The organism is Halobacillus sp. Cin3 (assembly GCF_947311855.1).
GTDB lineage: Bacteria > Bacillota > Bacilli > Bacillales > Halobacillaceae > Halobacillus > Halobacillus kuroshimensis.
Genome location: NZ_CAMZMV010000001.1, coordinates 589,027 through 601,257, shown reverse-complemented (window position 1 = coordinate 601,257; position 12,231 = coordinate 589,027). Strand labels below are relative to the sequence as shown.

The following is a 12,231-nucleotide window of genomic DNA, read 5'->3' as shown; positions in this document are numbered from 1 at the left end:
CTCCCTCTCCCTTCTTACATGATATCCAAATAGATTCTTTTATCAGAATCAGAGCCTGCCGCATACACGACAGTTCGAATCGCTTTCGCTATCCGCCCGTTTTTTCCGATCACCTTACCGACATCATCCGGATGGACGGAAAGATGATACACCATTTTGTGCTCTTCTTCTTTCACATCCACCTTGATGTCATCAGGATGATCGACAAGCGGAGTGACGATCGTTTCGATTAAGGCTTTCATGATATCACCACTATTTTATTATTGGTTTTTCTTATCGTGGAACTGCTTCATGATGCCTTCGTTAGAGAATAGGTTACGGACTGTATCGCTCGGCTTGGCACCGTTGGACATCCAGTCGATCGCTTTTTCAGCGTCGATTTTAACCTCAACTGGGTTTACAACCGGGTTATATGTTCCAATCTGCTCGATGATGCGGCCATCACGAGGAGAGCGGGAATCTGCAACTACTACACGATAAAATGGGTTACGCTTGGATCCCATACGTTTTAGGCGAATTTTTACTGCCATATTTAACAACCTCCAAAATTTCTTTAATTAATTGTTTCACACAGAATTAGATTTTAGCAGAACTTCAAGGGTGTGTAAAGGTTTTTTCCATTACATAAACGGAAATTTCATTCCGCGGCCTTTTTTCCCTTTGGTATTGCTCATCTGCTTCATCATTTTCTTCATTTCTTCAAACTGTTTCAAAAGACGGTTGACTTCTGAAACAGACGTACCTGAACCTTTGGCAATCCGTTTTTTACGGCCGGCATTCATTAATGACGGATCCTGACGCTCATGCTTGGTCATAGACTGAATAATTGCTTCCACATGGACGATCTGTTTATCGTCAAAGGAGACATTCTGCAGTCCTTTCATCTTGTTGGCTCCGGGGATCATATTCAAGATCTCATCGAGCGGCCCCATGTTCTTCACCTGCTCCATCTGCTCAAGGAAATCCTCAAACGTGAAAGAAGCATTCCTCATTTTTGATTCCAGCTCTTTGGCCTGTTTTTCGTCGACCTGTGTCTGAGCCTTTTCAATAAGAGTGAGCACGTCTCCCATACCAAGGATACGGGAGGCCATACGCTCGGGGTGGAAAACTTCAAGCTGATCCAGCTTTTCTCCCATACCGGCAAATTTAATCGGTTTTCCAGTGACGGCCTTGATGGACAGTGCCGCACCACCACGGGTGTCGCCATCAAGCTTCGTCAAAAGAACGCCGCTGACATCCAGCTGTTCATCAAAGCTTTCCGCTACGTTGACGGCATCCTGTCCGGTCATGGAGTCGACGACAAGGAAAATTTCATCCGGGTTGACAGCATCCTTGATCTGCTGCAGTTCCCCCATAAGATCTCCGTCAATATGAAGGCGGCCGGCAGTATCGATAAGAACATAGTCGTGATGTTCCTCTTTCGCTTTGGCAACCGCATTGCGCGCAATGTCCACAGGGTCCGCCTCTGTCCCTTCAGCGTGAACCGGCATGCCCAGCTGCTTCCCGAGCGTTTCCAGCTGCTGGATGGCGGCCGGACGATAGACGTCAGCAGCAACCAGCATCGGGTTACGGTTGTAACTCTTACGAAGAAGGTTTGCCAGTTTTCCCGTGGTCGTTGTTTTACCGGCACCCTGAAGACCAACCATCATAATGACGGTTGGAGGACGCTTGGCTACGGCAATTTTACTTTCATTGCCGCCCATGAGCTCGGTCAGCTCTTCTTGAACGACTTTAATGACCTGCTGGCCCGGAGTCAGACTTTCCATAACTTCCTGGCCGACAGCCCGTTCACGAATACGTTTGACGAAATCCTTCACTACTTTGAAGTTAACATCGGCCTCGAGGAGGGCGAGACGGACTTCCCGCGTCATCTCTTTTACGTCTTGTTCGGTTACCTTCCCTTTGCCTTTGATTTTTTTAATCGTTTCCTGCAAACGGTCGGATAAACCTTCAAATGCCATCGAAGAAACCCTCCTATTCTAATTCTTGTAATTGATCAAGCCAGACGGCCGTGTGCTCTGGAAGCTCCTTTTTATCAACAGCAGCTTCCATTTCCGCCATTACCTGCTGGCGTTTTTGGAATTTCTCATATAAATGAAGCTTTTTTTCATATTCTTCAAGCATGGTTTCCGTCCGGCGGATATTATCATACACCGCTTGACGGGATACTTCAAAGGTCTCGGATATTTCACCAAGAGAATAATCTTCCAGATAATACAACTCCATGTAATTTCTCTGTTTAGGAGTCAGCAGCGATTGGTAAAAATCGAATAGGTAATTGATTCTTGTCGTCTTTTCAAGCACGCTTGTAGCACTCCTTGTTAAGTGAAATACCTTTACACATAAATATTAACGGAGCGGGTCCATGTGTGTCAAGGTTTACAGCGTATTTTCTTAATCCTCTTCGTACTCCTCTATCATGTCAGCAAACAGCCCATAGACAAAGGCGTGGGCATCAAACGTTTCGAGATCGGTCACTTTTTCACCAAGCCCGACCAGCTTGACCGGGATTTCCAATTCATTCCGGATGGCAAGGACGATCCCGCCTTTAGCCGTTCCGTCAAGCTTCGACAATACGATCCCGGATACGTCTGTTACCTCTGCGAAAGTTTTCGCCTGGCTCATGGCATTTTGACCGGTTGTTGCATCCAGTACGAGCAGAACCTCGTGAGGAGCACCAGGGATTTCACGTTCAATGACCCGCTTCACCTTGGAAAGCTCATTCATGAGATTGACTTTATTCTGCAGGCGGCCTGCCGTATCACAAATCAGCACATCCGCGCCGCGGGATTCAGCCGCTTTTATGCCGTCATAAACCACGGCAGCCGGATCACTGCCCTCTGAATGCTTCGTGACGTTGACTCCTACGCGGCTCCCCCACTCTTCCAACTGTTCAATAGCACCGGCTCTGAACGTATCTCCGGCAGCCAGCGTGACTTTTTTTCCTTCGGATTTCAAGCGGTGGGCCAGCTTCCCGATGGTTGTCGTTTTTCCGACACCGTTGACTCCGACAAACAGGTACACGGTCAGACCATCCGGATTTTCCGTCAGGCCTTCCACTTCTCCTGCATCGTCGTCTCCATAATAAATGTCCACCAGTTTTTCAGAAATGATTTCCTTGACCTTCTGTGGATCCTGGACATTCCGGCGTTTCACTTCCATCTCAAGTTCTTCAATCATTTCCATGACGGTGGTTACTCCAACGTCAGCAGAAATCAGCACTTCCTCCAATTCTTCAAAGAAGTCTTCATCTACAGTACGGTAGCGGGCCACAAGGTCATTGATTTTACTTGAGAAGGAATTCCTCGTTTTGGCCAGTCCTTTTTTAAACTTGGAAGCGATCGTTTCTTTCTCGTCCTCTTCCTCTACAGCCCCGGATGGACGTTCGCCCTCGTCGTCCTCCACAGGATTTCCGGCTTCAGGTCCGACACTACCTTCTTCCTCTTCTGTCCCGGGTACATCTGGATCGGCATCCTCTTCCCTGTCTTCCTCTTCCGTTCCGGTAGCATGAGAATCAACGCTCCCTCTCCCTGCAGGCTCCTCGTTCACGGGCGGTTCCTCTTTTTCTGGGAGGGAAGTAGAAACTTCAGGAGAAGACTCCTCATCTGCAGAATCTGAAGAAACAGAACTGTCGCCTTCTGCAGGATCAGAAGGGTGTTGATCCTTGTTTTCCTCCTCAGCATCCTGCTCTTTCACAAATTTATCTTTCAGCTTTTTGAAAAAACTCATCCAATCTTCCTTTCTATGCTTCCATTAGTTCAGGTGTTTCTTCCAAACGGACGGAAACAAGTTTCGACACGCCGGATTCCTGCATCGTTACTCCATACAGGACATCCGACTCTTCCATTGTTCCCTTACGGTGGGTGATCACGATAAACTGTGTATTTCTGCTGAATTCTTTCAGGAACCGGGCAAACCGGTCGACGTTAGCTTCATCAAGAGCCGCTTCCACTTCGTCCAGGACACAGAAAGGTACGGGGCGGACTCTTAATATAGAAAACAGCAGGGCAATGGCTGTCAACGCTCTTTCACCACCAGATAAAAGACTCAGGTTCTGAAGTTTCTTACCAGGCGGCTGAGCGACAATATCCACACCGGTTTCCAGCATGTTCTCCGGATCGGTAAGCTGAAGATCGGCACGACCGCCTCCGAAGAGTGTCCGGAATACTTCATTGAATTCGGCACGGATCTTCGTGAAGGTATCTTCAAATTTCCGTTTCATTTCCCCGTCCATTTCATTAATGACACTATGGAGGGTTCCTTTCGCTTCCAAAAGGTCATCCTGCTGGCCTTTAAGAAACTCGTAGCGCTCTTTGATACGTTCATATTCGTCAATAGATCCAAGGTTGACGGTTCCAAGCTCTTCAATGGACCGTTTGATCAGTTTCACTCTCGTTGCAGCCTGATCAACATCCTCAACGGTATCGTAATCCCGTTTCGCCTTTTCAAATGTCATCACGTATTCTTCCTGCAGGTACGTGAGAAGATTATCAAGCTCTACGTCCAGACGATTGGCTTTGACTTCTTTCTGCTGAATATCCTGCAGATAGTTCTGATGCAGCCGGTTGTGTTCCTTCAGAGATGCATCCTCTTTATGCACATCGGCACTGATATCCGACCGTTCTTTGCGAAGGGACTGAATATCTTTTGAGGCTGCCGTTTTCTCCTGTCCAGCATTTTTGATCAGCTCTGTTAATTCTTCTTCGGTTTGATTGGATTCCACCACTTCCATCAGCTGCTGATAGGAAGCTTTATTGCCACGAAGCTCCTGCTCGATCAGTGCTTTCTCCTCTTCATAACGGCTGACCTTTTCCTGTTGGTTATGGACGGCCGATTCCTGCTCGGCGAGCTTGATCTGTAGTTCTTGACGCCGCTTTTGAAGAGCCTCCTCATCTTCTTTCTGCCTGTCCTTTGCTGCAGTAAGAGCTTCGATCCTCTGCTGGGTCGAGGCAAGTTCCTCCTCAAGAGAGCCAAGGTTCTCTGTCAGGGTTTGAAGTCTGTCATCCGCCTGTGTGCGATCTTGATCAAACTGGGCCTGATCCTGATCGTAAAGGTGGAGCTGACTGTTAATATGATTCAATCTGACTTCATTTTCCCTGGCATCGGACTGTTTTTCATACTCTTTATTTTTCATATGAGAAAGCTTTTCCGCATAGGACTCCTTCGCTTGTTCCTGTTCACTCAGGCTTTGCTTCAGCTGCATAACCTTTTGTTCAACATCCTGCAGTTTCTTTTCATAATCCTTTATTTTTCCCGTTGTCTCCTGAAGCTCTTTTTCCCTGGTAAACAACGACTGGCCGGATTGTTTTTTTGCTCCTCCCGTCATGGAACCGCCGGGATTAACGACATCTCCTTCCAGTGTGACGACGCGGTACTTCCGGTTCAGCACACGGGCAATCGCATTCGCGTGTTCCAGGGTTTCTGCTACAACGATATGGCCAAGAAGGTGCTGTACGGCCTTGGCATACACATCCGGGACGTGGATCAGTTCAGCTGCGACCCCCACATAGCCGTCCTGCTCGTTCAATGAACCGGCGCCGGTCACATACCGCGGCTGGATAGCGGAAAGCGGCAGGAAGGTGGCTCGGCCTTTGTGCTGGGTTTTCAGCCAGTGGATAGCCTGTCTACCTGCTTTTTCATCCTGGACAACAATGTGCTGAGCCTGAGCTCCGAGGGCTGTTTCGATGGCTGTCATGTAGGCGGACGGGATATCAATCAACTCAAGGACGGCCCCTTCTATACCGGAGAGTCGTCCATTCTGCCGCGCTTTCAAAACTTCCCTTACGCCTTGGAAATAACCAGAGAAGTCCTCTTTCATATCTTCCAGCATTTCCTTTTTGGAACGCATCTTCTCAAGATATTGATACCCTTTGTACAGTTTTTCCTGCCATTCCTGATACGCCTGTTTGTTTTCATCAAGCGAATCTGACACTTCCTGGAGGCTGCTTTCTAGTTCGCTGCGGTCAGCCGCTAGTTTTTCAAGCTCTGCGGTTAACCGGCTGCGCTCCGTTTCGAGCGTTTCCCGCTCTTCTCTCAGGCCCTGGAATTTTCCACTCTGAACATCTTTTTTTGAATGCAGTTCTGATAGCTGCTTTTCCAACAGATGTTTTTCATTTCGTTTTGCGGCCTGCTTGTTTAATAGTTCGATATAATCACTTTTTAAATCCTCAATCTGATCTTCCATCTCCTGCAGGTTCTGATTGAGCGCCTGATTCGTTTCCTTGAGCTCCCGCTTGGATTTCCGCCTTTTTTCCCGAACCTCCTCCAATTTGGAGGTTTCTTCTGCCGTTACGGCCTTCAGTGTCTCAAGTTTGTTCGAGAGTTCTTCGTAGGCTTCTTCAAGTTTGGATTTGTTCTCTTCGAAATGTTTATGCCGCTCTTTCATGAGCTGCTTTTTACCTTCCAGGTTCTCAAGTTCCCTCGTCAGCTCCACCAGTTTTTCCTGAAGACTTTCCAAGGACTCATCCAGCTTTTGAATGCGGTCCCGCTTCGACTCCACGGATTCCTGCCGGGCGGTGATATCAGCCTTCAACGCCGCTTCTCCGTTCTTGACCTCTTCCAGTTCCTTTAGAACAAGCTGCCAATCCTTGTGGAGACCCTCAATCTGAGTAATCAAAAGGGAAATTTCGATATGCTTCAACTCTTCTTTTTTCTCCAGGTAATCTTCAGCCACAGCGGCCTGTTCTTTCAAAGGTTCCAGCTGTCCATCGATTTCATGAATGATGTCTTCCACACGGTTCAGGTTCTCCTGAGTCTCTGCGAGTTTATATTCGGCTTTTTTCTTCCGTTGTTTATATTTAAGGACACCGGCCGCCTCTTCGAAAATGGTCCGGCGCTCTTCAGCCTTCGAGCTTAGAATTTCCTCGACTTTCCCTTGGCTGATAATGGAAAAAGCTTCTCTCCCAAGACCAGAATCCATAAATAAGTCAATAATATCCTTCAACCGGCATGTCTGGTTATTGATGTAAAATTCACTTTCTCCTGATCGGTAAACCCTTCTTGTTACACTGACCTCCTGGTAATCCAGCGGCAGGGTCTGATCTTCGTTATCGAGCGTAAGGGTCACTTCTGCCATATTCAGGGCAGAACGCGAGTCGCTCCCTGCAAATATAATATCTTCCATCTTCGCACCGCGCAGGGAACGGGCCGACTGCTCTCCGAGCACCCAGCGGATGGCATCTGTTATATTACTTTTCCCACTGCCGTTCGGACCGACCACAGATGTAACGCCTGAAACGAAATCCACGGTCACCCTGTCGGCAAATGATTTAAATCCAATAGTATCCAACTGTTTGAGGAACATAGTCATCCTCCTGTATCTTCACAATCTTTCATTCACTCAACTAATATATTTTATCATAAACACTTTCCCTACGGTAGGAAGCCTCCAGCGTTCTTTTCCTACCGTCAAAGGGTTTCAAAATTGGACAAAGTCCTTTATCATATGTACTAAACCGGATGAAGTCAGCCGAAGGAGGAATCAGCTTTTGAGTTTACAAGAACCAAAACAAGAGAATCTTGCATTTATCATTGACGATATGGCCGAAAAACTGCAGGTGGTCAATCGTTCCCTTATGAAACCGGAGGATTATGATTTAGACAAATATGAGGAAATCAAATCCCTCTACGACATCATCAATATGAAGGGCCAGCTCAGTGTTTCTGAAATCCAGGCATTTGTCCAGGAACTGGGCCAGTACCGGCGATGAAAAAAAGGACCGTCTACAGCCGCTTAAGGCTGATGACGGTCCTTTTTAAAATCGAGCGCCCTGATTCTCTAAAGCCTGCTGAGCTGCTTTCTGCTCTGCTTCCTTCTTCGTACGCCCGACGCCGATACCGCCGATGTCATCCTGGATCATCACGTGAGCGATAAATTCCCGGCTGTGTGCTGGGCCTCTTTCTTCCACAATTTCGTACTCAATTTTACTGTTTTTATCCCGCTGTATAAACTCCTGCAGCTGGCTTTTATAATCCATCGCATGAGAAAAAGCACCTTTTTGGACTCTCGGATAGACGTAGGTCTTCAAAAACCGAATAACCGCCTCATACCCCTGATCCAGATATAACGCGCCGATAAAGGCTTCAAATACGTCTGCCAATAGAGCAGGCCTGTTGCGTCCGCCCGTCAATTCCTCGCCCTTGCCGAGAAGGATCAAGTCCTGAAAATTCAGTTCATTGGCAAACTCGACCAATGAGGCTTCGCAGACGATCGAGGCTCTGAACTTCGTCAGCTCCCCTTCGGCCATATCCGGAAACTCCCGGTATAGATACTGGGAAACACCAAGCTCCAAAACAGCATCCCCGAGAAATTCAAGACGCTCGTTGTCCTCCCGGTCGGTTTTACGATGCTCATTCACATAAGATGAATGCGTGAAAGCCTGCTCCAGCAACGAAATGTTCTGAAATGATTGATTTATCTGCTTCTGGAAACTGGAGAAATCACCCATAAATCACCTTGTCCTTTACTAAAAGTTTCTGAATACAGGAAAGGCTGCCCGTTGAACAACGGACAGCTGACCTTTTTATGACTGGCTGCTTATGTAATTCACAGCGTCGCCAACTGTATTGATTTTTTCAGCTTCTTCATCAGAAATTTCCATATCAAACTCGTCTTCAAGCTCCATTACAAGCTCTACTACGTCAAGAGAGTCTGCTTCAAGATCTTCTTTGAAGGAAGCTTCCATAACTACTTTGGATTCGTCAACATCTAGACGGTCGACGATGATCTGTTTTACGCGATCAAATGTTTCTGCCATTGGAACCTCACCTCCCTTCAGTCATTATAGTAAATTTTGCAGAGAAAAACCATAGTGGTTTTTACATGACCATTCCGCCATCCACATGAAGCGTCTGTCCGGTCATATAAGCGGCGTCTTCTGAGGCCAGGAAACGGACCACTCTCGCCACATCCTCCCCTTCTCCCAGACGTTTCAATGGAATAAGGGCAAGCATCTGCTCACGCTGTTCTTCTGTTAGAGCATCCGTCATATCGGTTGTGATATAACCGGGAGCTACAGCGTTCACCTGAATATTACGGGCCGCCAATTCCTTGGCATTGGATTTCGTCATCCCGATGACGCCTGCCTTCGCAGCCACATAGTTCGCCTGTCCGGGGTTCCCGGAAACGCCGACGATGGAGGCTACATTAATAATCCGGCCGTACTTCTGTTTCATCATCTGACGGGTAACCCCTTTCGTGCAGAGGAAAACACCCTTCAGATTCGTATTGATAACAGAATCAAATTCCTCTTCCTTCATACGCATGAGAAGGTTATCCTTGGTGATTCCGGCATTATTGACTAGAATGTCCAGGCGTCCGAACTCATCGACGACCGCTTTCACCATCTGCTTCACATCTTCTTCGCTGGCTACATCGGCCTGGATCTTCATAGCTGAACCACCGCCGGCAATGATTTCCTGCACGACCGCTTCCGCCTTATCTTCACTTCCTGCATAATTGACCGCCACTTTAGCTCCTTGTCGCGCAAGTTCTAAAGCGATGGCACGGCCTATGCCACGTGATGCTCCTGTAACGAGAGCTACTTGTTCGTTCAACATCAGGCTTCCTCCTTATACCACTTTACAAAATCCTTTAATGAATCTGGATCCTGAACACTGAATGACTTCATCCGGCGCTGGACTTTTCTCACAAGGCCGCTGAGAACTTTCCCCTGCCCTACTTCTACGATGGCATCGACTTCTTCTTCGACAAATGCCTCAAGAATTTGTTGAAAACGCACGGGAGAATAAAGCTGCTCAACAAGCAGACGTTCAATCGTTTCTGCCTCCGTGACAGCTTCCGCTGATACGTTGGCGTATACTGGAATGGAAGCATCCCTGATGGTACGGGCGTCCAGATGACCGGCGAATTCTTCACTCGCGGGTTCCATAAGTCGGGAGTGGAAAGGACCGCTCACGTTCAAAGGCAGAACACGTTTTGCGCCTTTTTCCTTCAATTGTCCACTCGCTTCCTCCACGCCTTCTTTTGTACCAGAGATGACGATCTGCCCCGGACAGTTAATATTAGCGAGATCAACGGCTTTTTCTCCGTCGAACCCTGTCAGGACATCCTCGATTTCCTCCTGGGAAAGTCCAAGTACAGCGGCCATCGTACCTTTCCCGGTCGGGTACGCTTCCTCCATGAGTTTTCCGCGGATATGGACAAGCTGAACCGCTTCAAGCGGGTCCAGAGCCCCGGCAGCAGTCAAAGCACTATATTCACCAAGACTGTGTCCCGCCGTCATATCTGGTGTGATTCCTTCTTCAGTCAGCACCTGCTGGATGGCAATACTGTTTAACAGCAGAGCAGGCTGGGCATTTTCCGTTTTCGTGAGTTCTTCGACCGGGCCTTCAAACATCAGGGAAGTAAGGGAATACCCGAGACTTTCGTCAGCTCTATCAAACAATTCTTTCACAGAAGGATAGGCTTCATACATCGCCCGTCCCATTCCGACTTCCTGGGAGCCTTGGCCCGGAAAAACGACTGCAATCTTTTTCATTCTGATTCCTCCTTTTCCTTCATCCGGTCCAGCGTACTGGAGATGGTTTCTGTTACATTCAGTTCAACCATTTCACATGCCTGGCGGATCGCATTCAGCACAGCACGCTCATTTGAGGAGCCGTGGGCTTTAATAACCGGTGAGGCAAGGCCGAACAAACCGGCTCCCCCGTATTCACTATAGTCCAGCTGGTTTTTCAGGCCGCGGAGCTCATCTTTCACGAGTCCGGCAGCAATTTTCGTTTTCCAGCTGCTCATAAATGTCTCCTTCATCATGGAAAACATCGTAAGAGCCGTTCCTTCTATTGTTTTCAAAGCGACGTTTCCTGTGAATCCGTCTGTTACGACGACATCAGCGACCCCATTAAGGAGATCGCGGGATTCCACATTCCCAACAAAGTTAATCGGCGCTTCCTTCATGAGCTGAAACGCCTGCTTCGTAAGGTCGCTTCCTTTTCCATCTTCCGTTCCGACATTTAACAGCCCCACTCTTGGGTTGTTGATTTTCCGGACGTTTTCTGAGTAAATCGAACCGATGACGGCATACTGCAGCAGGTGGGCCGGTTTGGCATCGACGTTCGCTCCAACATCAAGCATTAAAAAGCCTTTTCCATCCATCGTGGGGAGGGTAGGACTCAAAGCCGGCCGTTCCACACCGGGCATGCGGCCGACGATGAAAAGACCTGCACTCATAAGAGCGCCTGTATTACCGGCAGAGATGCACCCATCCGCACGCCCCTCTTTCACTTCCGTCGCAGCCATGACCATGGAAGCTTTTTTCTTTCTGCGTACAGCCCTTACGGGTTCGTCTTCCGAAGTAATCATTTCTGTTGTATGTAAGACCGTTATATTCGGCTGCTCTTTCAAAAACGGACGGATTTGTGATTCGTCTCCTACAAGTGTGATGGACAAACCATCAATCGTTTCAGCTGCCTTGACAGCTCCTTTCACAATGGCTTCAGGGGCGTTGTCCCCGCCCATTGCATCAATGGCTAACTTCATGAACATTCGACTCCTTTACTGATTCGAGCGGTACATTTCAAATGTACCGGCAAACACTTCCTCGTTTCCAACAAAACTGTGGACGCTTACGATCGTTCGTCCTTTATCATCTTCACCTTTGGCCGTCGCCTTCGCTACCACGCGTTCACCCAGTTTGACCGGTCTGGAAAAATGAATCGTCGACCGGGCTGTCAAAGCCAGTTCATCATTGATCAAAGCGACAGCTAGTGAATTGGCCTGGGCAAACAGATGGTGCCCCCGAGCGATATGATTTCTTGAAAAGACGTGTTCCGGACGGATATCCAATATGGAAATGGCACGGTCATCAAGCTCTAAATCAACGACCTCTCCAATGATTTCTTCAACCGGCAGAGCTTTCACCGTCTCATTCCATTCCTGTGTGGCCACCGATTTTATGCGCTCCCGCAGCTCGGGAATTCCGAGCTCCATCCTGTCGAGACGGATCGTCTGTATGCTGACACCAAAGGATTTAGCGAGTTCTTCATCCGTTGTGAAAGGCATTTGCTCAATACGTGTCTTCAGTTCTTCCTGACGTACTCTCTTGGTTTTCTTCACACAAATACCACCGTTCATCCAGCCATAAGTCTCGTTTTATGACTAGGTACTAATAGTAATATATAATACCGGAAACCATAACGCAAGGATTGAAAACCCATTCATTAAAAAAATACGGATGCATGCGAAAAGAGGAAATGAAAAAACACGCCCTT

The 12,231-nt window shown here is 48.0% G+C and carries 13 protein-coding genes; 1 reads left to right on the top strand and 12 read right to left on the bottom strand.

Annotated features, from left to right (window positions below):
* Positions 1-14: 14 nt before the first annotated feature.
* The 6 genes from QMA39_RS03300 to smc form a co-directional block, all read right to left on the bottom strand.
* Complete coding sequence (locus QMA39_RS03300) at positions 15-242, bottom strand: KH domain-containing protein (protein WP_027954184.1); 228 nt, start codon at positions 240-242, stop codon at positions 15-17.
* A gap of 18 nt (positions 243-260) precedes the next feature.
* On the bottom strand, positions 261-530 hold the full coding sequence (gene rpsP / locus QMA39_RS03295) for a 30S ribosomal protein S16 (protein ID WP_027954183.1): 270 nt from the start codon (positions 528-530) through the stop codon (positions 261-263).
* 90 nt (positions 531-620) lie between these two features.
* Complete coding sequence (ffh, locus tag QMA39_RS03290) at positions 621-1,961, bottom strand: signal recognition particle protein (protein WP_027954182.1); 1,341 nt, start codon at positions 1,959-1,961, stop codon at positions 621-623.
* 13 nt (positions 1,962-1,974) lie between these two features.
* A complete protein-coding gene (locus QMA39_RS03285) occupies positions 1,975-2,304 on the bottom strand; it encodes a putative DNA-binding protein (protein ID WP_027954181.1) in 330 nt (109 codons plus the stop codon).
* 90 nt (positions 2,305-2,394) lie between these two features.
* On the bottom strand, positions 2,395-3,405 hold the full coding sequence (ftsY, locus tag QMA39_RS03280; protein WP_051254634.1) for a signal recognition particle-docking protein FtsY: 1,011 nt from the start codon (positions 3,403-3,405) through the stop codon (positions 2,395-2,397).
* Positions 3,406-3,742: 337 nt separating this feature from the next.
* Positions 3,743-7,303, bottom strand: coding sequence for a chromosome segregation protein SMC (gene smc, locus QMA39_RS03275; RefSeq protein WP_281657981.1), 3,561 nt, complete (start codon positions 7,301-7,303; stop codon positions 3,743-3,745).
* Positions 7,304-7,487: 184 nt separating this feature from the next.
* On the opposite strand from smc, the gene QMA39_RS03270 reads away from it, so the two are divergent.
* The gene (locus QMA39_RS03270; protein ID WP_027954178.1) at positions 7,488-7,709 is read left to right on the top strand and encodes a DUF1128 domain-containing protein; all 222 of its coding nucleotides are present in this window, start codon (positions 7,488-7,490) and stop codon (positions 7,707-7,709) included.
* A gap of 45 nt (positions 7,710-7,754) precedes the next feature.
* Here QMA39_RS03270 and rnc read toward each other — a convergent pair whose 3' ends face one another.
* The 6 genes from rnc to fapR all read right to left on the bottom strand — a co-directional run bounded on the left by rnc (position 7,755) and on the right by fapR (position 12,076).
* The gene (gene rnc, locus QMA39_RS03265; RefSeq protein ID WP_027954177.1) at positions 7,755-8,447 is read right to left on the bottom strand and encodes a ribonuclease III; all 693 of its coding nucleotides are present in this window, start codon (positions 8,445-8,447) and stop codon (positions 7,755-7,757) included.
* A gap of 75 nt (positions 8,448-8,522) precedes the next feature.
* Positions 8,523-8,756: an acyl carrier protein gene (acpP, locus tag QMA39_RS03260; RefSeq protein WP_027954176.1), complete on the bottom strand. Its 234-nt coding sequence runs from the start codon at positions 8,754-8,756 to the stop codon at positions 8,523-8,525.
* A 61-nt stretch (positions 8,757-8,817) separates the two neighbouring features.
* Entirely contained in the window at positions 8,818-9,558 is a 741-nt protein-coding gene (gene fabG / locus QMA39_RS03255) for a 3-oxoacyl-[acyl-carrier-protein] reductase (protein WP_027954175.1), read from the bottom strand.
* Positions 9,558-10,499 carry an ACP S-malonyltransferase gene (fabD, locus tag QMA39_RS03250; protein WP_027954174.1) on the bottom strand — a complete coding sequence of 314 codons (942 nt, stop codon included), beginning with the start codon at positions 10,497-10,499 and terminating at the stop codon, positions 9,558-9,560. Before fabD ends, fabG begins: the two co-directional genes overlap by 1 nt.
* Entirely contained in the window at positions 10,496-11,500 is a 1,005-nt protein-coding gene (plsX, locus tag QMA39_RS03245; RefSeq protein WP_027954173.1) for a phosphate acyltransferase PlsX, read from the bottom strand. The genes fabD and plsX overlap by 4 nt, the downstream gene beginning before the upstream one ends.
* Positions 11,501-11,515: 15 nt before the next feature.
* Positions 11,516-12,076, bottom strand: a complete 561-nt coding sequence (fapR, locus tag QMA39_RS03240; RefSeq protein WP_027954172.1) for a transcription factor FapR — start codon at positions 12,074-12,076, stop codon at positions 11,516-11,518.
* Between the last annotated feature and the right edge of the window lie 155 nt (positions 12,077-12,231).